Annotated in this window: 24 protein-coding genes; 17 read left to right on the top strand and 7 right to left on the bottom strand. The window is 36.0% G+C overall.

Annotated elements, in window-relative coordinates:
- Positions 1-45 precede the first annotated feature (45 nt).
- On the top strand, positions 46-1,830 hold the full coding sequence (uvrC, locus tag ACU8YW_RS22485; RefSeq protein WP_426934081.1) for an excinuclease ABC subunit C: 1,785 nt from the start codon (positions 46-48) through the stop codon (positions 1,828-1,830).
- A gap of 114 nt (positions 1,831-1,944) precedes the next feature.
- Here uvrC and ACU8YW_RS22480 read toward each other — a convergent pair whose 3' ends face one another.
- Positions 1,945-2,394, bottom strand: coding sequence for a YslB family protein (locus ACU8YW_RS22480; RefSeq protein WP_000042225.1), 450 nt, complete (start codon positions 2,392-2,394; stop codon positions 1,945-1,947).
- Between the two features lie 299 nt (positions 2,395-2,693).
- On the opposite strand from ACU8YW_RS22480, the gene sdhC reads away from it, so the two are divergent.
- From sdhC to ACU8YW_RS22460, 4 genes are all read left to right on the top strand, one after another.
- Positions 2,694-3,320, top strand: coding sequence for a succinate dehydrogenase cytochrome B558 (gene sdhC, locus ACU8YW_RS22475; RefSeq protein WP_000678354.1), 627 nt, complete (start codon positions 2,694-2,696; stop codon positions 3,318-3,320).
- A gap of 13 nt (positions 3,321-3,333) precedes the next feature.
- On the top strand, positions 3,334-5,127 hold the full coding sequence (gene sdhA, locus ACU8YW_RS22470) for a succinate dehydrogenase flavoprotein subunit (RefSeq protein WP_000676749.1): 1,794 nt from the start codon (positions 3,334-3,336) through the stop codon (positions 5,125-5,127).
- The gene (sdhB, locus tag ACU8YW_RS22465) at positions 5,120-5,881 is read left to right on the top strand and encodes a succinate dehydrogenase iron-sulfur subunit (RefSeq protein ID WP_001291827.1); all 762 of its coding nucleotides are present in this window, start codon (positions 5,120-5,122) and stop codon (positions 5,879-5,881) included. Before sdhA ends, sdhB begins: the two co-directional genes overlap by 8 nt.
- Before the next feature lie 93 nt (positions 5,882-5,974).
- Positions 5,975-6,421: an acyl-CoA thioesterase gene (locus tag ACU8YW_RS22460; protein WP_000822749.1), complete on the top strand. Its 447-nt coding sequence runs from the start codon at positions 5,975-5,977 to the stop codon at positions 6,419-6,421.
- A 36-nt stretch (positions 6,422-6,457) separates the two neighbouring features.
- Here the strand turns inward: ACU8YW_RS22460 and ACU8YW_RS22455 are convergent, their stop codons facing one another.
- Positions 6,458-7,237 carry a M15 family metallopeptidase gene (locus ACU8YW_RS22455; protein WP_048541274.1) on the bottom strand — a complete coding sequence of 260 codons (780 nt, stop codon included), beginning with the start codon at positions 7,235-7,237 and terminating at the stop codon, positions 6,458-6,460.
- Positions 7,238-7,502: 265 nt separating this feature from the next.
- Between ACU8YW_RS22455 and motA the strand changes: the two genes are divergently transcribed.
- Together motA and motB are read left to right on the top strand one after the other, a co-directional pair.
- Complete coding sequence (gene motA, locus ACU8YW_RS22450) at positions 7,503-8,297, top strand: flagellar motor stator protein MotA (RefSeq protein ID WP_060488187.1); 795 nt, start codon at positions 7,503-7,505, stop codon at positions 8,295-8,297.
- Positions 8,287-9,075 carry a flagellar motor protein MotB gene (gene motB, locus ACU8YW_RS22445; RefSeq protein ID WP_001256743.1) on the top strand — a complete coding sequence of 263 codons (789 nt, stop codon included), beginning with the start codon at positions 8,287-8,289 and terminating at the stop codon, positions 9,073-9,075. The genes motA and motB overlap by 11 nt, the downstream gene beginning before the upstream one ends.
- A gap of 24 nt (positions 9,076-9,099) precedes the next feature.
- Here the strand turns inward: motB and ACU8YW_RS22440 are convergent, their stop codons facing one another.
- Positions 9,100-9,927, bottom strand: coding sequence for a 5'-nucleotidase, lipoprotein e(P4) family (locus ACU8YW_RS22440; protein WP_426934080.1), 828 nt, complete (start codon positions 9,925-9,927; stop codon positions 9,100-9,102).
- A gap of 343 nt (positions 9,928-10,270) precedes the next feature.
- Here ACU8YW_RS22440 and ACU8YW_RS22435 point away from each other — a divergent pair, with 343 nt between their 5' ends.
- From ACU8YW_RS22435 to ACU8YW_RS22425, 3 genes are all read left to right on the top strand, one after another.
- Complete coding sequence (locus ACU8YW_RS22435) at positions 10,271-11,155, top strand: ABC transporter ATP-binding protein (protein WP_142954172.1); 885 nt, start codon at positions 10,271-10,273, stop codon at positions 11,153-11,155.
- A 2-nt stretch (positions 11,156-11,157) separates the two neighbouring features.
- Positions 11,158-12,378 carry an ABC transporter permease gene (locus ACU8YW_RS22430; protein ID WP_088123467.1) on the top strand — a complete coding sequence of 407 codons (1,221 nt, stop codon included), beginning with the start codon at positions 11,158-11,160 and terminating at the stop codon, positions 12,376-12,378.
- Positions 12,379-12,496: 118 nt separating this feature from the next.
- A complete protein-coding gene (locus tag ACU8YW_RS22425) occupies positions 12,497-12,928 on the top strand; it encodes an Rrf2 family transcriptional regulator (RefSeq protein ID WP_000512998.1) in 432 nt (143 codons plus the stop codon).
- Positions 12,929-12,987: 59 nt separating this feature from the next.
- Here the strand turns inward: ACU8YW_RS22425 and ACU8YW_RS22420 are convergent, their stop codons facing one another.
- Both ACU8YW_RS22420 and ACU8YW_RS22415 read right to left on the bottom strand, forming a co-directional pair.
- The gene (locus ACU8YW_RS22420; RefSeq protein WP_000913204.1) at positions 12,988-13,653 is read right to left on the bottom strand and encodes an MIP/aquaporin family protein; all 666 of its coding nucleotides are present in this window, start codon (positions 13,651-13,653) and stop codon (positions 12,988-12,990) included.
- Between the two features lie 143 nt (positions 13,654-13,796).
- Positions 13,797-14,762: a DMT family transporter gene (locus ACU8YW_RS22415; protein ID WP_048541288.1), complete on the bottom strand. Its 966-nt coding sequence runs from the start codon at positions 14,760-14,762 to the stop codon at positions 13,797-13,799.
- A gap of 100 nt (positions 14,763-14,862) precedes the next feature.
- Between ACU8YW_RS22415 and ACU8YW_RS22410 the strand changes: the two genes are divergently transcribed.
- Positions 14,863-15,435 carry a helix-turn-helix domain-containing protein gene (locus ACU8YW_RS22410; RefSeq protein WP_098764102.1) on the top strand — a complete coding sequence of 191 codons (573 nt, stop codon included), beginning with the start codon at positions 14,863-14,865 and terminating at the stop codon, positions 15,433-15,435.
- Between the two features lie 66 nt (positions 15,436-15,501).
- On the opposite strand, the gene ACU8YW_RS22405 is transcribed toward ACU8YW_RS22410, so the two are convergent.
- Entirely contained in the window at positions 15,502-15,687 is a 186-nt protein-coding gene (locus ACU8YW_RS22405) for a PspC domain-containing protein (protein WP_000044337.1), read from the bottom strand.
- Positions 15,688-16,021: 334 nt separating this feature from the next.
- Between ACU8YW_RS22405 and ACU8YW_RS22400 the strand changes: the two genes are divergently transcribed.
- The 6 genes from ACU8YW_RS22400 (at position 16,022) to ACU8YW_RS22375 (ending at position 21,140) form a co-directional block, all read left to right on the top strand.
- Positions 16,022-17,263: an amidohydrolase family protein gene (locus ACU8YW_RS22400; protein ID WP_075312488.1), complete on the top strand. Its 1,242-nt coding sequence runs from the start codon at positions 16,022-16,024 to the stop codon at positions 17,261-17,263.
- A 98-nt stretch (positions 17,264-17,361) separates the two neighbouring features.
- Positions 17,362-18,657 (top strand): purine/pyrimidine permease, encoded by a 1,296-nt coding sequence (locus tag ACU8YW_RS22395; protein WP_426934079.1) that lies wholly within the window; start codon positions 17,362-17,364, stop codon positions 18,655-18,657.
- 165 nt (positions 18,658-18,822) lie between these two features.
- Positions 18,823-19,047, top strand: a complete 225-nt coding sequence (gerE, locus tag ACU8YW_RS22390; RefSeq protein WP_000659484.1) for a spore germination transcription factor GerE — start codon at positions 18,823-18,825, stop codon at positions 19,045-19,047.
- 186 nt (positions 19,048-19,233) lie between these two features.
- Positions 19,234-19,521 (top strand): hypothetical protein, encoded by a 288-nt coding sequence (locus ACU8YW_RS22385; RefSeq protein ID WP_048541328.1) that lies wholly within the window; start codon positions 19,234-19,236, stop codon positions 19,519-19,521.
- A 158-nt stretch (positions 19,522-19,679) separates the two neighbouring features.
- Complete coding sequence (locus ACU8YW_RS22380) at positions 19,680-20,342, top strand: type 1 glutamine amidotransferase domain-containing protein (protein ID WP_046956269.1); 663 nt, start codon at positions 19,680-19,682, stop codon at positions 20,340-20,342.
- A 159-nt stretch (positions 20,343-20,501) separates the two neighbouring features.
- Positions 20,502-21,140, top strand: coding sequence for a TetR/AcrR family transcriptional regulator (locus ACU8YW_RS22375; RefSeq protein WP_088064521.1), 639 nt, complete (start codon positions 20,502-20,504; stop codon positions 21,138-21,140).
- Between the two features lie 50 nt (positions 21,141-21,190).
- Here the strand turns inward: ACU8YW_RS22375 and ACU8YW_RS22370 are convergent, their stop codons facing one another.
- Positions 21,191-21,874, bottom strand: a complete 684-nt coding sequence (locus ACU8YW_RS22370; protein ID WP_426934078.1) for a type 1 glutamine amidotransferase domain-containing protein — start codon at positions 21,872-21,874, stop codon at positions 21,191-21,193.
- Between the last annotated feature and the right edge of the window lie 127 nt (positions 21,875-22,001).

Raw genomic sequence — 22,001 nt, 5'->3', positions numbered from 1 at the left:
ATGTGAAAATAAAGATGCTAAGCATGTAGAAATGGAGGGTAACGAGTGCACGAACATTTAAAAGAAAAATTGGCTATTTTACCAGATCAACCTGGTTGTTATTTAATGAAAGATAAGCAAGGAACGGTTATATATGTCGGAAAGGCAAAAGTGCTTAAAAATCGTGTGCGCTCGTACTTTACTGGTTCGCATGATGGAAAAACACTGCGGCTTGTAGGAGAAATTGTAGATTTTGAATATATTGTAACCTCCTCAAATCTAGAGGCTCTCATTTTAGAGTTAAACTTAATAAAAAAACATGATCCAAAATATAATATTCAATTAAAAGATGATAAAACATATCCTTTTATTAAAATTACAGCTGAGAAACAGCCGCGATTACTTATTACGCGAAATGTAAAAAAGGATAAGGGAAAGTATTTTGGTCCTTATCCGAATGCACAATCAGCTCATGAAACGAAAAAGCTGCTAGATCGTATGTATCCGCTTCGTAAGTGCTCAAATATGCCAGATAAAGTTTGTTTATATTATCATATGGGTCAATGTTTAGCGCCTTGTGTGAAAGAAGTGACGGAAGAACAAAACAAAGAAATTGTAGATGAAATTATTAAGTTTCTAAATGGTGGGCATAAAGAAGTTCGTTCAGAATTAGAAACAAAGATGTATGAAGCTTCAGAGAAACTAGAATTTGAACGTGCAAAAGAGTTGCGGGATCAAATTGCTCATATCGATGCGATTATGGAAAAACAAAAGATGATTATGAGTGACTTAGTGGATCGTGATATGTTTGGGTATGCAGTTGATAAAGGATGGATGTGTGTTCAAGTTTTCTTCGTTCGAAAAGGAAAGCTAATTGAACGTGATGTTTCTATGTTTCCAATCTACGATGAACCAGAAGAGGGATTTTTAACGTTTATCGGTCAATTTTATGAGAACAGCAGTCATTTTAAGCCGAAGGAAATTGTCGTTCCAGGAAGTATAGACTCAGAGTTAGTAGAGCGCTTTTTAGAAGTTGAAGCGACACAGCCGAAACGTGGTAAGAAAAAAGATCTTGTAGAATTAGCAAATAAAAATGCGAAGATTGCTCTTGAAGAGAAATTCTACTTAATTGAACGTGATGAAGAGCGAACGATTAAGGCGGTAGATCATTTAGGGAAGCAGCTCGGGATTGAAACACCTTATCGTATTGAGGCGTTTGATAACTCAAATATTCAAGGGACAAATCCTGTTTCTGCAATGATTGCTTTTATCGATGGGAAACCAGCTAAAAAAGAATATAGGAAATATAAAATTAAAACGGTTCAAGGACCAGATGATTATGAGTCTATGAGAGAAGTTGTGAGACGCCGTTATACAAGGGCGCTGAAAGAGAGTTTGCCTTTACCAGATTTAATCATTATTGATGGTGGAAAAGGGCATCTGGCAGCTGTAAGTGATGTTCTAGAAAACGAACTCGGTTTATATATTCCGATGGCAGGGCTTGTAAAAGATGACAAACATAAAACTTCCCATTTAATTATTGGAGATCCACCTGAACCTGTGATGCTTGAGCGAAATAGCCAAGAATTTTATTTATTGCAGCGCATTCAAGATGAAGTGCATCGATTTGCGATTACATTCCATCGTCAATTACACGGGAAATCTGTCATTCAATCAGCACTGGATGATATTCCTGGAATTGGAGATAAACGAAAAAAGATATTGTTGAAACATTTTGGGTCGCTAAAAAAGATGAAAGAAGCTTCTGTAACGGAATTTGTCGAAGCGGGTATGCCGAAAAATGTCGCAGAGACGATTTATACTTATTTAGCGGATAAGAAGACGTTGTAGTTTACAACGTCTTCTATTTTTTGGTATAATTTCTGAAGATTTAAAATAAACCCAACTGAATGAAAATAAAAAAAAGTCAACTAAACTTATATGTCTAGTTGACTGTAGGTAATGCTACACTTCAATGAGATCTTTTATATCCCATTTCACAAGAAATGTAATAGAGTCTGAACGTTTTTTCTTTTCTTCATAGGACTCTGCAACTACGTTTCGTTGCTTTTGAATTTGTTCAGCGATGAATCCAGCTTCTAATTGATAAGAAGAATGTCTGTTTTGTTTTTGACGTTCAGCGATGAGTGTGCCTTTAAGTTGGAACTGCATTTCACGACGCTTATGTTCAATAATGCTTAAAGTGCCCCAGCCAGCTTTTTCAAAGAACTGAATGACTTCTTCAATTGTTTCTAGTGGATATTTTCTTGCAAGGTTTCTACCAGACCAGTATAAAATACCATCTAAATCGTTACCGATTAAATCAGGTAGTAATTCTTCACGTAGCAATTCATAAGCGAAGGCGTTCAATGAAACATCTTCTAAAGATGTTGTATCGATTGTATTTTTACTCACAATATTCCCCTCTTTCTATAGGGATTATTATATAACATTTCTCATTTATAAAAACAGATTTTTCTTTGGGAAAATCTGAATATATAAGAAGGGAAAAAGAATTGGCAAATTATATGCAAATTATGTATACGTTTTCTTGACGCTTCGACAAAAATAGGGGTAAAATGAACTTGTTATCAAATTATGCTGAAATATTTCGAATAATTTTTTCAGTTTTTCTTATGCCAATAGTGAAAAAACATTATTGTTGTAAATTAATCTGAAAACAGCAGTCAAACATTCAAGGGGGTAATGGGGACATGAAAGGCCGCGAGTATACGTTTCGTAAGTGGCACTCATTAATGGGGGTCATCCCGGTTGGTGTCTTTTTGACGCAACATCTAATTGTAAACAACTTTGCAACAAGAGGAGCAGAGGCTTTTAACAAAGCTGCAGGCTTTATGGAGCTCCTTCCATTCCGGTATGCGCTAGAGATTTTCATCATCTTTTTACCGATACTGTACCATGCAATATATGGCTTATATATTGCATTTACAGCTAAGAACAATGCGGTTTCTTACGGTTATTTCCGTAACTGGATGTTCGTCTTCCAAAGAATTTCAGGTATCGTTACACTGATTTTCATTTCTTGGCACGTCTGGGAAACTCGTATTCAAGCAATGCTAGGTAAAGAGGTAAACTATGATATGATGGCAGATATTTTAAACAATCCAGCTATGTTTGCATTCTACTTAGTTGGTGTTGTTTCAACAATTTTCCACTTTGCAAATGGACTATGGACATTCTGCATAAGCTGGGGAATTACAGTATCTCCACGTTCACAAAGAATCTCTACTTATGTAACATTAGCTATTTTCTTAGGTCTATCTTATGTAGGTGTGAGTGCATTATTAGCGTTCATCGATCCACAGCTAGCAAACCAGTAAGGAGTGGGAGAGCATGAAAGGGAAACTTATAGTAGTCGGCGGTGGCTTGGCCGGCTTAATGGCAACGATTAAAGCGGCGGAAGCAGGAGTAAATGTTGAACTATTTTCTTTAGTACCAGTAAAACGTTCACATTCTGTATGTGCCCAAGGTGGAATTAACGGTGCCGTAAATACGAAAGGTGAAGGGGATTCTCCATGGATCCACTTTGACGATACAATTTATGGTGGGGACTTCTTAGCGAACCAACCGCCAGTTAAAGCAATGTGTGAAGCAGCACCTGGTATCATTCATTTAATGGACCGTATGGGTGTTATGTTCAACCGTACGGAAGAAGGACTTCTTGATTTCCGTCGTTTTGGTGGAACACAACATCACCGTACAGCATTTGCTGGTGCAACAACTGGACAGCAATTACTATACGCATTAGATGAGCAAGTACGTCGTCACGAAGTAGCAGGACTTGTAACGAAATATGAAGGTTGGGATTTCTTACGAGCTGTTGTTGATGACGAAGGTGTGTGCCGAGGAATCGTTGCACAAGACTTACAAACAATGGAGATTAAAAGTTTCCAAGCTGATGCTGTGATTATGGCAACAGGGGGCCCTGGTATCATCTTTGGGAAATCAACTAACTCTATTATTAATACAGGTACAGCAGCTTCTGCTGTATATCAACAAGGCGCATATTATGCAAACGGCGAGTTCATTCAAATTCATCCAACGGCAATTCCTGGAGACGATAAATTACGTCTTATGAGTGAATCGGCACGTGGTGAAGGTGGCCGTGTTTGGACATATAAAGATGGTAAACCATGGTACTTCCTAGAAGAAAAATATCCGGCTTACGGAAACCTTGTACCTCGTGATATTGCAACGCGTGAAATCTTTGACGTTTGCGTAGAGCAAAAACTAGGTATTAACGGTGAAAACATGGTGTACTTAGATCTTTCTCATAAAGATCCGAAAGAACTAGATATTAAACTTGGTGGAATTATTGAAATCTATGAGAAGTTTACAGGTGATGATCCTCGTAAACTACCAATGAAAATCTTCCCAGCAGTTCACTATTCAATGGGCGGACTATGGGTTGATTATAAGCAGATGACAAGTATTCCAGGTTTATTTGCAGCAGGTGAGTGTGATTATTCTATGCACGGTGGTAACCGTCTAGGTGCGAACTCACTATTATCAGCAATTTACGGTGGTATGGTAGCAGGACCGAACGCGATTGAGTATATGAAAGGTCTTTCTAAATCGTCTGATGCTGTTTCATCTACTGTATATGAGCAAAATGAATTAATCGAAACAGAGAAATTTAACAATATTTTAACGCTTGATGGTAACGAAAATGCATATGTTCTTCATAAAGAGCTTGGAGAATGGATGACAGATAACGTTACAGTAGTTCGTGAAAATAAAAAGCTACTAGAAACTGATGCGAAAATTGAAGAGTTAATGGCGCGTTACAAACGCATTAACATTAACGATACAGCGAGATGGAGTAACCAAGGTGCTTCATTTACACGCCAACTTGCAAATATGTTTGAGTTAGCACGTGTTATTACAATTGGCGCATATAACCGTAATGAGAGCCGCGGGGCGCATTACAAACCTGAATTCCCAAATCGTGATGATGCAAACTTCTTAAAAACTACGATGGCGAAATTTGAAGGAGAAGGAAATGCACCAGCATTCCATTACGAAGAAGTGGATGTTTCATTAATTAAACCACGTAAACGTGACTATTCCTCAAAACATGATGTAGCTGCTAAGGGTGAAGAGAAGGGGGATAAGCAACATGTCTGAGAAAACAATCCGCCTCATCATTACGAGACAAGATGGACCAGACGCTCAAGCGTTTGACCAAGAGTTTGAAATTCCATATCGTCCAAATATGAACATTATTTCGGCACTGATGGAAATTCGTCGTAATCCTGTTGATTCAAAAGGAAACCAAACGACTCCGATTGCATGGGATATGAACTGTTTAGAGGAAGTATGTGGCGCATGTTCGATGGTGATTAACGGAAAACCACGTCAATCATGTACAGCTCTTATTGATCAGTTAGAACAACCAATTCGCTTAAAACCGATGAAGACATTCCCAGTTGTACGTGACTTACAAGTTGACCGTAGTCGCATGTTTAACGCTCTAAAACGCGTTAAAGCTTGGATTCCAATTGATGGTACGTATGACTTAGGACCAGGACCAAGAATGCCTGAGAAGAAACGTCAATGGGCTTATGAGCTTTCAAAATGTATGACATGTGGTGTTTGCTTAGAATCATGTCCAAACGTAAATAGTAAATCTGACTTTATTGGACCAGCACCGTTATCACAAGCTCGTTTATTCAACTCACATCCGACGGGTGAAATGCATAAAGCAGATCGCTTACGTGCAATTATGGGAGATGGAGGACTTGCAAACTGTGGTAACTCTCAAAACTGTGTGCAATCATGTCCAAAGGGTATTCCATTAACAACTTCAATTGCGGCATTAAACCGTGATACAACAATTCAATCGTTTAAAGATTTCTTTGGTAGCGACAATAACTATTAATAAATATTGCCTCTTCATGTTGAAGAGGCAATATTTATAACTTTATTTTTCTGTTTATTCTGTTTATTTTGAGGGCGAAAAGGAGAGGAAACAATGAAGAGGATTTCTTATATTGAAGACTTTGAGCGATGGGAAAGTGGTTTTTCATTTTACAATCCTGTAAAAGTTCGTTTTGGTGAAGTAGATATGTTTGGGCATGTAAATAATGTCGTTGCCTTTACCTATTTTGAAGAAGCACGTATCGCATTGTTTAAAGAACTTGGATTTATGCAAGAATGGACGCATGAATCTTCAGAAACGATGATCGTTGTTGCAGATTTACAATGTAATTTTATTAAGCAAATATATTTTGATGAACAGTTGAAGGTGTATGTAAAAGCGGGATCGGTTGGGAATTCTTCTTTAGATTTGCATTACATGGTGAAGAATGCAGAAGGAGAAGCTTGTTTAGTCGGCCGTGGAATGATGGTTCAAGCATCGAAAAAAACGGGAAAAGGCGAACCGTGGCCTGAAGAATGGAAGAAAAAATTACTACAATGATAGAGTGAAAGAAAAATAAGAGAGCAATTTGCTCTCTTATTTTTTGTCTTTCATTGCTTCTTCTAATGTTAAATGATGTTTATATATGTATGTAGCGTATGGATTACCAACGTAGCGCAAATGCCACGGTTCATATGAATATTCTGTTGTTTCTGTTTTATCTTCTAAATAACGAATTACAAAGCCAAATTCATGGGCATGTTTTGCAACCCATTTTCCTTCGGCTGTCTCTCCAAAAATAGGTTCTAATTGGAATTTAGCAGATTTTGAACTAATATCCATTGCTAAACCAGTTTGATGTTCACTCGTACCAGGAATGGCACTTACTGAATCAGCTTCAGCTTTTCCTTGACGTCTAACGTATGTATCATGTAATGATTTTTGGCGTTTGTATGAACGATAACCAGATACAGCTGTAAGTTCAAGTCCTTCTTTCTTTGCCGCTTCAAACATATTTTCAAGCGCATCTGCAGCATCTTTACGCAGCAATGTTTTTTCTTTATCTTTTGGACTAGTAAATGGTACGTTTGGTCTTGTTAAGTCTTCAGGTATGTATCCGTCTGGTAGTTTTCGATGTTTATTAACTAAGACAAGATTAGACTCTGGATTTGTTACAACGGAAAAATCATTTTCTAGCTTCTTTGCAGTATGATCAGCTTTTGGAAAAGCAGGAATCTCTTCTTTTTGGTGATTACTATGCTGTTGACTTTCGACAGCTTTCGCCTCATTTTGTAGTGGTGATTTAGAACTAAAGTAAGCGAAAGAAGTGATACCGATTACAATAGTAGTGGCAGAAATAATGATTATCTTTTTCATGATACCTTGTAATCACAGTCCTTTCTTAATAAAATATGTATCGTTTTTTATTATAAGTCTAGTTTACTGAAAAAGAAATATAAGAGTCGTAACGTAATAGAAATGCAAAGAAAATGTCAGAAAATGTGTGAAATTGTAGTATTTTTTCATTTAATTCATTTCTTATCTTTCATGAAATGAATTTTTTATGTAATATATATACATAAGAAGATGTAGCGATTATCGAGAATAAAGAACTTCTTGTATAGACTAGGAGTGAATGGGAATGGATTTTGCAACAATTATTGGACTTATTTTAGGATTTGTAGCGGTAGTAGTAGGGATGGTCGTCAAGGGCGCTGACATAAATGCCTTATTGAATCCTGCCGCAGCATTAATTATTTTTATCGGTACATTTGCTGCAGTATGTATAGCATTTCCGATGAATCAACTAAAAAGGGTTCCAAAATTATTTAAAGTTCTTTTTGGTTCAAATAAAAAGGATTTAAGTTATGAACAGTTGCTAGAATTATTTGTTCATTGGACATCAGAAAGTAGAAAATATGGTATTTTGTCTTTAGAGCAACAATTAGACAAAATTCAAGATGAATTTCTTTTGCGTGGTATGAAATTTGTGATTGATGGCGTATCCGCAGAAGATCTAGAACAGATTTTAGAAGCTGAATTAGAAGCAATTGAAGAAAGGCATGCAAAAGGAGCGGCAATTTTTTCTCAAGCTGGTACATATGCACCGACATTAGGGGTTTTAGGTGCTGTTATTGGTCTTGTAGCTGCACTTGGCAATTTAACTGATATTGAAAAGTTAGGTCACGCTATTTCGGGTGCTTTTATTGCAACGATTTTTGGTATTTTTTCAGGCTATGTATTATGGCATCCATTTGCAAATAAACTAAAGCAAAAATCTGCAGCTGAATTAGAGAAAAAACGTTTAATTATTGATTGTTTATTAATGTTACAAGAGGGTACATATCCGTTTATTATGAAGAACCGCATTTTAGGTGCACTTTCTGCAACTGAGCGTAAAAAGCTAGAAAAAGGAGCAGAAAAAAATGCGGAGTAAAAAAAATAGAAGAGGCAAAAAGAAAAAACACGAAGAACATATCGATGAAACTTGGTTAATCCCTTATTCTGATATGTTAACGTTGTTATTTGCATTGTTCATCGTTTTATTTGCGATGAGTAGTATAGATGCTGCGAAGTTCAAACAGATGGCAGTAGCATTTCGAAGCGAATTAGCAGGTGGAACAGGAAATAAAGAGTTTTTAAGTGATCAGAAGCCAAATGATGAAAAGGAATTATCAGCAAGTAGCCTTGAGGCAGAACAAGCAAAAAAACAAGAAGAAGCTAGAGAAAAAGAAAAAAAAGAAATGGATGAATTGAAAGCATTACAAAAAAAGATTGATCAATATATTAATGAGAAACAATTATCCTCTTCTTTTCAAACTAAATTAACTGAAAAGGGATTAATGGTGACAATATTAGAGAATGTGCTGTTTGATTCGGGGAAAGCAGATGTGAAGTTAGAATCACTAGGGATTGCAAAAGAGATGTCTAGCTTACTTGTTTCAGCGTCACCTCGTGAGATTACAGTATCTGGTCATACGGATAATGTCCCTATTGCCAATGCGCAGTTTGCATCGAACTGGGAATTAAGTACGCAGCGTGCAGTTAATTTTATGCAAGTATTACTCCAAAATAAAGAATTACAACCAGAAAAATTTAGTGCGATTGGTTACGGAGAATACCGTTCAATTGCTCCAAACGATACACAAGAAGGAAAGGCAAAGAATAGGCGTGTGGAAGTGTTTATCTTGCCTTTAACAGAGAAGGGAAAATAAAGAGGATGGCGAATGCCATCCTCTTTATTTTGCATCAAATGATTTTAAGTTGTCGCGACGGATTTTATCTTTTTCAGCATCTGATTTTTTGAAATCATAATCATATAAAGCGCCTTCCCAATCGCCATACATCGGATTCGGGAAAATAATAAATTTCTCACCAAATTGTTCTTTTGAATCTGCAACTGTTTGATTGCGATCTTTTACAGATTTCCCATCAAAACCAGTGAAATCAGATAAGTTATCACCGAAGAATAAGACGATATCATGTGTTTGCGAAACGAGTTCACGGCGTTTTTCTTTTCCTTTTTCTTTCGGATCTTGTAGTAATATATGTTCTTTCGTTGCTTGAGGAGCACCTACACGCTCAAGATTTTTAATTGTTGCATCTAGTTGGTTCGTTTTACGATTTGAGATGTAGTAAATATCTACACCTTTAGATTCTGTATATTTTAAGAAATCAATTGCGCCTGAAAGGGCTTCAGCTTCAGCCTTATTAATCCAGTCATCCCATTTATACGGATAGCCTTTTCCTGTTTTTACGCTCATTGCTTGATGAGGACTGTTGTCTAAAACCGTTTCATCTAAATCAAGTACGATAGCAGGTTTTTTCTCTGTCCCTTTTGCAAGAGCTGCATCAAGCTTCAATTGACCGATATTGTATCCTTGGTAGTAAAGTGCTTTCGTTTCACCGGCTGTTTGATACCATAAATCAGCCATTAATTGCTGTTCTGTTAATTTTACTTTTTCTTCTTTTGCCACTGTTTTCTCTGGTGTTCCTGAACATGCTACAAGCGATGTAGATAGAACCGCTACAGATAATAAAGTGGTAATACCCCTCTTCATCTTCATATGTATCCTCCTTGATGTTAGAAAATCATCTTATATTATATATTAAAATATAAAAATTTTTTTATGAACATTTGCATATTGTCTTTTGTATATATAGTAGTATGTCCTATATTAGAAAGATGAGAAAAATAATGGAAATCATTTTGACAACTTTTATTGTCGAAATGACAATTATAATTGACAAATGACATGATATTATTTACAATTTTAACTAAATAGAACAAATGATGGATTAAGGAGATGTTACATACTAAGAGGATGAAGTGTAGTGCTATATTTTATCCTGAATAAACATAGTCTTTGAAAGAGAGTATGAATGATATTAAAGGGGAGGCTTTATACTTTGAGTTTACAAATTCAGAACTTAACGAAACTATTTGGGGAATCAAAAGCAGTGAACGGTTTGCAAATTTCGTTACCAAAAGGTGAAGTGCTAGGATTACTTGGACGAAATGGTGCAGGAAAAACAACGACAATCAAAATGCTTCTCGGATTATTAACGCCTAATGAAGGATCTATTACATGGGATGGAAAATCATTTGGGACTAGTGGGGTAACGATTGGGTATTTACCGGAAGAAAGAGGTTTATATACAAAAAGTAGAGTAATAGACCAGTTGCGATATTTTGGTAGATTAGAAGGAATGTCGAAAAAAGAAGTAGATCTTGCTATTGATCACTGGTTAGAGCGATTAGCAATACCGGAATATAAATTTAAAACGGCAGGAGAGCTTTCAAAAGGAAATCAGCAAAAAATCCAATTAATTGCTGCTCTTCTTCATAATCCTGAACTTCTCATTTTAGATGAACCATTTAGTGGATTGGATCCAGTTAATGCTGGAATGTTAGCTAGCATTATTGAAGAACAAGTACAGGGCGGAAAGACCATTATTTTATCTAGTCATCGTATGGAACAAGTAGAGGCTTTTTGCCAACATGTATGTATTTTGAAAAAAGGCGAAGCAGTCGTAAAAGGCCAGTTAAGTGATATTAAAAAAGAGTACGGTTTCCGTAATTTAACGATTGAAGATACAGAAGAGAATGCGAAGGGATTAGAAGCTATTCATGTATCGTATGAAAAACAACAAGGTCTTCTTTATGTGCAAGTACAAGATGATGCAGAAGCTCTAAAGATTTTACAACAGTTGCAAGAACAAGGTGTTACCTTACGACAATTTAAAATGTTAGAGCCGACGTTAAACGAAATCTTTGTAGAGAGGGCGAAATAACGATGCGTAAATTTTCTCACGTATTTTCATTTTATTTCAGGGAAGCATTTTTATCTAAAAAATCATTAATTACGAGTGCGATTTTATTTTTAGTTGTGTTTGGACTTTTCGCATTTAATCATTTCACTGCTGATAACGATAAAGGAAAAGATAAATTTGCGGTAGTAACGGAAAGCGATACTTATAAAGTGCAAGAAAGTGATGTAACAAAGTTACTTCCGTCTGCTAAAGTAACTGTAGAAAATAAGGATAAATTTAATGAGCTACGTAAGCAAGTGGAAGATGGGGATTTAGACGGTTTATTCCATATTACAGAAAAGAATGGTATTCCGGAAGTGACGTATATGTATAGTGGTTTTCCGAGTCAATCAACTGCTACACTTATGGCAAGTTATTTAAAGGAACAGTATACAGCGGTAATGATTGAAAAAAATAATGTATCTACCGAAGTAGCAAAACAGTTACAGATGGAAATTCCGTTAAAACAAGAAGCAGTAAAGGATCATGCATCTTCCTTTGGAATTGGTTATGTTTTTTCGTTTGCTTTATATATGTTTATTATTGTGTTTGGAACTGCAATTGGGACGACGATAGCCTCTGAAAAGTCATCTCGTGTTATGGAGTTAATGCTTCCGAAAGTAAAACCATTAACAATGCTACATGCCAAAATTTTAGCAATTGTTTCTAGCGCTTTACTATTACTAGTTATTGCTTCCTTCGGTTTTCTTGTACCATATCTATTAGGTTGGGTAGATTTAGAAAACGCATCTTTAATAGGACTTACACTAGACTTTTCTAAATTGGATGCGGTAGTAATTAGTATGTTCGTTGTATATTTTGTTACGGGCTACTTACTATATGCAATGTTATATGCAGCGGTTGGGGCTGTTGTATCAAAAATTGAGGATGTGCAATCTCTTTCGTTCCCAATTACTATGTTAGGTATAGCAGCATTTTTCATTAGTATTAAATCATTATTTGATCCTAATAGTACATTAGCTGTAGTTAGTTCATATATTCCATTCTTTACACCTATGGTTACATTTTCAAGACTTGTAGCTGGTGAAGCAGGTGCTGTAGAAATTGGTGTGACGTTAGTAATTTTATTGGTGACTATCGTTATCATCAATATGCTTGCAAGCCGCATTTACGTAAATGGCGTAATGAATTACTCAGATAAAGTGAAATTTAAAGATTTAGCGAAGTTTATAAAGCGTCAATAATGAGAGAAAAGTATGATTTCCTATTGGAATCATGCTTTTTCTTTATGTATAAATTAAAAATAGTATATAATAATAAGAGTCGTCTTTTAATAGAATGAATAAAAAGGAGGGTGTGCAGATGGGGATTAGTAGTCGTTTTACAGTAGGTGTTCATATGTTAACGTTACTTGCGATAGATCGAAACTCTCGCTGTACCTCTGAATGGATTGCTGGTAGTGTGAATACAAATCCAGTTGTGATTCGTCGCATTACAGGAATGTTGAAGAGAGCAGGACTTGTTGATGTACAAGCTGGTAAAGGTGGTACGACACTTGCTCGTGATTTAGAAGAAATTACATTACTTGATGTATATAAAGCAGTGGAAGTTGTAGAAGAAGGACAACTATTTTCCTTCCATGAAAATCCCAACATTGAATGTCCAGTAGGAGCTAATATTCAATCAGTATTAGAAATTATTTTAATGCAAGCGCAAGAAGCGATGGAAAACGTACTTGCAAATGTAACGGTAGATCAATTAGTTACAAACTTAAAGTCTAAAATGAAAGAGTAAAAAAGCGAGCAACCTCATAATGAGGGCTCGCCTTTTTTTATTCAGAAATATTGAAAATTCTATTTTTCAGTATTTAAAATGAATTTACCAACAATAGCTGCTACGATACCACCAAGAATTGGTGCTACGATGAATACCCATAGTTGAGAAAGTGCTTCTCCGCCAGCGAATAGAGCTGGTGCGATACTACGAGCTGGGTTAACAGAAGTTCCAGTTAACGGAATTCCTAATAAGTGAACTAAAACTAATGTGAAACCAATTACTAATCCTGCTAGAGAAGAACTTCCTTTTTTACCTGTTACAGCAACGATAACTAAAATGAATACGAAAGTTAAAATAAATTCAACTAGAAATGCTCCAGATAAACCAAGAGTTCCAAAACCATTTTGTCCTAAATTATCTAAAGGTGTTTTAGCAGAGCGTAAAATCGTTACTAACGTTGCAGTTCCTAATAAACCACCTAAAATTTGAGCTAATACATAATAACAAAGTTCCATAGCGTTCATTCTTTTGTTGATGAACATAGCTACTGATACTGCTGGGTTAATGTGACATCCAGAAATTGTTCCGATGCTATATGCCATAGCCACAATAGATAGACCGAAAGCCATAGCGATTCCTAATGTTCCAATTCCTTCAATTCCGCCGCCAATGACAGCTACTCCAGTTCCGAATAATACAAGTACAAATGTACCAATAAATTCAGCGATTGCTTTTTTTAACATAATTTACCTCCTAATATTGCGCATGAAACGTATTATAACATAGGTTTTAGTATAAACAGCTAATGAAATACTATTCTGATAAGGCGAAATAGGGGGACAATAAAAAAAGAGTATAGTTCTTTGTTAGAGAACTATACTCTTTTTTATGCAGTTTTTTTCTGCTTAACGACTGGAGCAGAACGGTTTAAAACGCTATTTGCAACCATTCCTAACATAATAATAATCATTCCTAGTAGGGAAAGACCACCAGGAAATGAACCATTCAAGAAAACAATTTCGCCAAGCACGGTAAAGACCATCGTTCCAGCTTGCGTTGCTTCAACAGCTCCAAGTAGAGAGAGGTTATCTTTGGCTAAGTCAGTAGCAAAGAAAAATGTCATCGTCGCAATCACGCCAGAACATAAGGCTAACAAAAATCCTTGCAACATTTGGCTGGATGTTGGAATACCGGTAGTAGAAAATCCATATATACCAAGTAAAATTGTTATAGGTAGACTTCCTATTGCCATTCCTAATACACGTTGGAACGTATCAAGACGTCCGCCAACAAGTTCCATCATTTTTCGGTTGCCGAATGGATATAAGAAGGCTGCTACTACGACAGGTAAAAAACCTGAAATGAACTGAGTCATTGTAATATGACCTGCTGCAGTCGCTTGCATACAAATTACACCAAGTAAAATAAATAATGCGACATATAAACTACGAAGTGGAATTTTTCCGCGTACAAGTTTTGTGCCTGATTTCGTTTCTAATTTAACGAAGAATAATGGTGATAAAAGTAAACCTGCTAATATAGTAACTTGCCAAGTTCCAGCAACGAGCCAAGCTGGAGAAAAGACAGCTGCGAAACTTAATAAAGAATAGAAACCAATACCAGCAACGGAACCCCATCCGATCCACGCTAATGGATGTTTCTTTAATTCTTCCCATAAACCCCTTAAGTTTTTGCGAAATAAAACGATAAGGAATAAAATAGGGAGAGCAAATAAAAAACGGAAGGAAGCTGTCCAGGCCCAGCTCGTTCCAGATACATTCATCGCTCGATTAATAATAAAGGTTGCGGAGAAAAAGGCTGATGATAAAAGGCCTAATAAAATTGCGCGCATGAAGTATAGCACTCCTTTCGGAATTTGATGATTATGTATAGTATAATATACTTAAAAATAATAAAAGTAAACTATTTTATACTTTAAGGTGGTTTTATAGATGAAAGAACATGAAGATATGCAAACGAAAGAAGTCATTCAGCAAGTAGGTCAGCTATTAAGACAAATTCGAAATGAACAAAAATTAAGTTTAGAAGAATTAGCCCAAAAAACAGGGGTTAGTAAATTAACATTAGGAAAGATAGAAAGAGGTGAAACGAATCCGACGTTAGCTGTCATTTGGAAAATAACGAAAGGGTTATCGATTCCTTTATCGAGATTGATGGTTGTTGGAGAACCTGTAGCTGTGGCGCGCTGCGGAGAAGGATTTGCAGTAGATGTAGGACAAGCATGGCATTTAGAAACGATGTTCCGCTATACGAAAGAAACGGGGATGGAAATGCACCGTGCTTGTTTAAGGTCGAATAGTATATATGAACCAGAAGCTCATCATGAAGGTGCTATTGAACTTGTAACGGTAATGAAAGGGAAAGTATCGATTCAAGTGGAAAACGATGTATACGAATTGAATGAGTTTGATTCTATTCAATTTGAAGCGAATAAAAAACATAGTTATAGAAATGAAGAAGATGAAGTAGCAGTATTACATTTAACGATGAAATATTCTTCATAAAAAAATCACCTATAGAATTCTATAGGTGATTTTTTTATATTTCGATTAAGTATATGCAGGATGCCACTAGTACGAACGTGGCATAAGTAATAAACAAATGAAATAAACTAAAAAACCAGTCCCAAAACATAAAACAGCAATGACCCAAAGTATGCGAATGAGGGTAGAGCTAATATCAAAATATTCTCCTAAACCGCCACATATACCAAATAGCATTTTATCAGTTTCGGATTTACATAACCTTTTTGACATCTTCCAATCCACTCCTTTTTATCCCGCTTTAACGAGCAGTAAGAACTCCACCTAAAAATTCAGCGAAAGCAAAGAAGTTAGGTGGGGATTAACTGCCCGTAAAAGCCCGATTGGTTTAACTAATGATCAGTGGGGGGATGAACAACCCCCCCACTGATCAAAGTTTCACTTTATAGCAAGCTATATAATTCTATTCTATATGGAAATTTATGAGAAGACTATGCGGTTGTATTACATTTTTTTTAGGGAACAGTCGTATTAATTGTCTTAATTTTCAGTTGATATTAAAATTATAGTAAGAGGTAACTTTTAATAAAGGGTGGGGGAAATAGAGATGACAGTATATTGGCTGACTAATGTAATGCTTGAATCGGGGTATACATATGAAGAGGGGAGAATTTCCCAAACAGAAACAGAGTTATGTAGTTTACTCATTGAAGATGGACGAATTAAAAAAATGATAGCAGGGGCTGTTCAAGAGGAAGGAGTATTAATTCTTGATGCTAATCGTTTATTGATTTTGCCAGCTTTCGAAGAGATGCATATTCATATTGATAAGACATATTATAGTGGCCCTTGGAAAGCTTGTATGCCAGCAGAGAATATTTTTACGCGTTTTAATGAAGAAGAAAAAATTCTGCCGAAGCAATTAGCAACTGCTCAAGATAGGGCGGAAAATATGTTAGCGTTATTGCTTCGAAATGGTGCAACGAATATAAGAACGCATTGTAATGTTGATCCGATTATTGGACTTGGTAATTTGGAGGCGACGTTAGCGGCGTTGGAAACATATAAAAATCAGGTTTCTGGTAGAATTGTTGCTTTTCCACAACATGGATTATTGCGTAGTAATTCTGTACAACTTGTGAAAGATGCGATGCGTATGGGTGCGCATCTAGTCGGTGGAGTGGATCCAGCTACAGTGGATAATGATATTGAAAAATCATTACATACCATTATGGATATCGCAGTAGAATTTAATGCGGATGTTGATATTCATCTGCATGATGCGAATAATCTTGGGACGTTTACGATGAAGCGATTGGCAAGTTTAACAGAAGAAGCGGGATGGCAAGGTCGCGTAACAATTAGTCATGCACTTGGACTTGGTGGTGTTACGGATAAAGAAGTTGAAGAAGTGGCGGAAAGACTAGCTGCTTTAAATATTGATATTACTTCAACGGTGCCAATTGGGAAACAAGTAATCCCAATTCCGTTATTAGATAAAAAAGGTGTGAAAGTTTCATTAGGAAATGATAGTATTACTGATCATTGGTCACCGTTTGGCACAGGTGATATGCTGCAAAAGGCAAATCGATTAGCGGAACGTTTTGGCTGGAGTGACGAAAGGTCTTTAGGAAAAGCCCTTCACTTTATTACGGGAGGAAAAGAAACGTTAAACAATGAAGGGAAGCGAGCATGGCCGAATGTAGGAGATGAAGCGAGTTTTGTTTTGACGAATGCAACATGTACTGCTGAAGCGGTAGCGCGTCAAACAGAGAAACGTTTAGTCGTGCATAAAGGGAATATTGTTGTTGGAAGTTTAAATGAGGTGGAATTAAATAATCTTGTGTAAAAGAATCGTGTAAATGTTTTGAGGAGGGTTCTAATTGTGAGTGTAGAACCCTTCTTTGTTATGCTTGCAATATATTTCTTACAGGGAAGCTAGAAAGGATGAAAAATTTGGACAATCAACATAACCAAAATCATATTATGGGAACTTTGCAATGGTTTATATTTTTATTAGCGAATTCAATCGCACTACCAATTGTCGTTGGCGGATTATTTTATCTTACAACGGAAGAAATATTTTATTTAATGCAGCGTACGTTTTTTGTAGTTGGTATATCTTCTTTTTTACAAGGGTGGCTTGGACATAGACTACCAATTGCGGATGGACCAGCTGGATCGTGGGTTGGAGTATTTACCGTACTTGCTTATGCAACGGCCGGGCAAGATCAATTACATAGTACGTTGCAAATTTTAGAATTAGGAATGATAATTTCCGGTGTTATTTTAATAGGATTAGGAGTCACTGGTTTTATCGGACGTATTTTATTTTTATTCACGCCGCTTGTGACAGGGACGTTTTTACTTTTATTATGTTTACAATTAAGCGGTGTATTTCTAAAAGGAATGCTAGGAATTACTGCTACTGTTTCTCAAATCGATGGATTTACAGCGATAATTGCGTTTAGCATATTTCTTTTCGTTATTATACTATCTAACTTCGGAAAAGGTTTTGTCAAAAGTTATGCGGTTTTAATAGGATTAATTAGTGGGTGGATTCTTTTTCTCATTGCAGGAAAAATGACGATTCCATCTCAAGTAACTCATTTTGTGCAACTTCCGCAAATATTTGCTTGGGGACTTCCAAAGTGGAATACAGGTATGGCTGTATCCAGTTTCGTTATGGTATGTATTTTAGTTTCAAATACAGTGGCAGCTATTATAGCAATTAATCAAGCTACCATTCAAAAGGGGACTATTGAACAAAAACAGTTGAAGGGTGGTACGTGGGTTGGAGGGATTTCGCATATCATTTCTTCTGTATTTTCAACTGTAGGTGTCGTGCCGTTACCAGCAACGGCAGGATTTATACGTTTAACGAAACAAAAATATATACGATCGTTCTTACTAGCATGTTTGTTACTAGTCGTAATGTCGTTGTTTCCAAATATTATTCGTTACTTAGCATCGTTACCACCCGCTGTCGCATCTGCGGTTTTAATGGCTTCGTTCGTACAGTTAATTGGAATTGGGTTTCATAATATAAAACAAGTGCCAATGAGCGAAAGGAATGTAACGGTTTTAGGAGTTTCTGTATTATTTGGAAGCGGTGTTATGTTTTTACCGTCTGGAGCACTCCAATCACTGCCATCTGTTATGCAATATATATTCGGAAATGGTTTGTTCGTAGGTACAGTTGTCAGCATATTACTAGAACAAATATGGCGTAATGAAAAGTGAGTGGATACAAAGAGTGTCTGCACTGTATAAAAGTCTAAAATAACATGTGAAATAAAGCCTATTTTCATTCACCACCCGCACATTTCGTTCATACAATATCTTGACTAAATAAACACCCAACTTACACATACACGGCTCTGGCTTAAGCAAGGAGGTTTATACCAGTTGAAGGAAAAAGCGTATCAATCTAAACCGTTACTCACAAAGAGAGAGAGAGAAGTATTTGAATTACTGGTTCAAGATAAAACAACGAAGGAAATTGCAGGTGAACTTTTTATCAGTGAAAAAACAGTACGCAACCACATCTCAAACGCAATGCAAAAGCTAGGAGTTAAAGGACGTTCACAAGCAGTTGTTGAGCTTCTTCGCATGGGAGAGCTCGAACTATAAAAAGAAAGCCGACTTTTATATGAAGAGTCGGCTATTTTTCTGTTTATATTTTGAACTTAAAAAGGTATTTCAGACTTTGAGAAGGAAGATATGTTTAAGAAAGAAACGTTAAAAATAACTACTTTAGAACATGATGAGGCATTCAGGGTAGGTATCTGTGTCATTTACAAATAAGAAGGTGCAAATATGAAGTTGTATTTTAAGGATATGGAGATAGGTGAAATTAAAGATGTTTTTGGAGACATGCCATGGATGTATGGAACAATTCGTCTATATGAAAATAGTAAACCGTTCCAAAAATATTTTCGTGAGATGGTAGACGAAGATAGTGGATTTGATTTTGAAAGCATAGATCCTGAATTTTTATATGAAGGAAATTGGTCTGTTTTTGATGAGGATAATCAGCGGTATTTAGGGATTGATATACCTGCTATTCATATGGAGGATAACACGATTGCGTGGCGTTGGAGATAAAAGTTATAAGGTTGTGAAAATCTTCGTACGAAAGAATTCAAACGATAACAACAAGCTGACCTTTTGTATAAAAGTCAACTTGTTGTTATCGTTTTTTCCGCTTGCTATATGAATGATAAGAACATTCCATACATAAATAGGTAGTAAGGAGGGGGGATATGTTGAAAAGGATATTGTTAGTTTCAACAAGCGCTCATGATATGAATGGACACCCGACTGGTTTGTGGCTGGAAGAGCTCGCAGCTCCTTATAATGTATTTAAAAAAGCTAAGTTCGATGTTGATATTGTGTCGATAAAGGGCGGTAAAGTACCTATTGATAGAGTGTCTATTCCGAACGGGATACCTCGTGAATTTAAGTATGTCGCTTCTTTATTGCAAAATACGAAGCCGATCTCAAATGTTCATTTTTCGGATTATGATGCGGTTTTATTTGGTGGTGGGCACGGGGCAATTGTAGATTTTCCAGGTAATCCATATGTTGCAAATTTGATTGAGAATATGTACAACAATAATCGGATTGTAGCGGCTGTTTGTCACGGAGTAAGTTCTTTAGTCGGTGTGAAAAATAAAGATGGCTCGTTTTTTGTTGCCGGTAAGCGTATAACAGGTTATACAAACGATGAGGAAAAAGCTGTGCATTTAGAAAAGCGAGTGCCGTTTTTATTAGAAAGTAAATTGAAAGAAGAAGGAGCTTTGTTTTATGTTGCTCCAAATTTCACACCGCATGTAGTAGTAGATGGGCGTTTAATTACAGGGCAAAACCCGCAGTCTAGTATGGAAATAGGGAAAGCTATAAGAAGAGCTGTAAATAAATTATAGAAAAGGTGCTCGCTACTCATAAAGGTAGCGGGCATTTTTTCAGTAGTGTAAATGAAAAAGATTTAAACTAAAAAGATGTATTGAGTATAGTGACTTCATTTATAATTAATCGTGAATTTGCTATACTATTTTGTATGGACAAAAGGGGAGGCTCTTTTAATGAGAAAAGTTGCGTGTGCAAATACTTATATTAATAAAATAAAGCCCGTTATTAGAAAAACGAGTTTTAGCCAATTGAAAATAGATGAAATTGCGAAATATATGGATATTAGTAAAGCTACTTTATATAAACGTTTTTCTTCAAAAGATGAGATTATTGAAGCGGTGGTAGAAGATTTTATGAACTATCTTCTTGAAGGAGATGCGGATAATCAAGATGAAAGTATGTCTTTTGCAGAACGTTTCCAAAAGACGTTTATCCACTCTTTAAAATGTGTGACATATATTTCTGATGTCTTTTTACAAGATTTGAAAGAGGCATATCCGCATTTATCTGATCAGCTAGTCACTGCACAACAAAATCGTAATCATAATTTGCAAATGTTTTTTGAAGCGGGTATGGAACAAGGCTACTTTAATAAAATGAACGCACAATTATTTATGGTGCAAGATGATGTGATGTTAAGACGTATTATAGATCATTCTTTTTGTATTCAGTACGATATTACGTTAAAGAAAGCGATACTTGATTTTTATCAATTGAAGAAGTATCAACTTTTTAAACCAGAGTATATAGATACAATTGATGATTCCGAAATTGAAAAAGAAGTTATTGCTATTTTGCAAATGATTTCGTAAAAAAGCAGGTTTTCCTATGATAATGGAAAACCTGCTTTTTTTATCACCTGTTATTTGTTTACGTGTTGTAATACTAATTTAGCTACTGAACCACCTGAAGCTGGGTTTTGACCAGTGATAACACGATTATCTTCTATAGCATAAGCTTCCCAAGGTTGCGCAGCTTTTTCGTAAAGTCCTCCATTTTTAATGAGTTCATCTTCTGTTAAAAATGGAACAAATTGATCTAATTCAGCTAGTTTTTCTTCTTCGTTTGAAAAACCTGTTACTTTTTTACCACTAATTAAACGTTCCCCATTACTTAATGTGATATGAAATAAACCAGCAGCTCCGTGACAAACAGAGGAAACGATTCCGCCATTTTCATAAATGTTGCGGCTAATCATTTGAAGTTCTTTATTTTCTGGGAAGTCCCAAATTACACCGTGACCGCCTGCGTAATAAATGACGGAGTAGTCTGCTAGATTCACTTCACTCGGTTTCATTGTAGAACCGAGACGATTCATAAATTCTTTCTTTTGATACCATTCCCAATCGATGCTCTCCGCCATTGCTAAACTATGCGGATCAATTGGTGTATAACCGCCTTGTGGGCTGACATAATCTACTTCGTAACCAGCTTCTTCTACTTTTTTAACGAAATGGACAGCTTCACCAAGCCAAAGACCAGTAGCTCTATTTAAATTTGGATATTTTTCTACGCTCGTTAATACGACTAACATTTTTTTCTTCATCATAATCCTCCTATAATGTTTCTTCTATATAAAAGCTCTTTATTTACTTAATTTTATTAAGTTAGAAATTGCAAACTTGAATAACCACGTCAGTCCTCCTTATATCGGATTCGAAATTAGTGTATAA

This window comes from Bacillus pretiosus (assembly GCF_052947655.1).
Note: the sequence above shows the minus strand (reverse complement) of the source record. Positions and strands in the feature narration are given on the sequence as shown.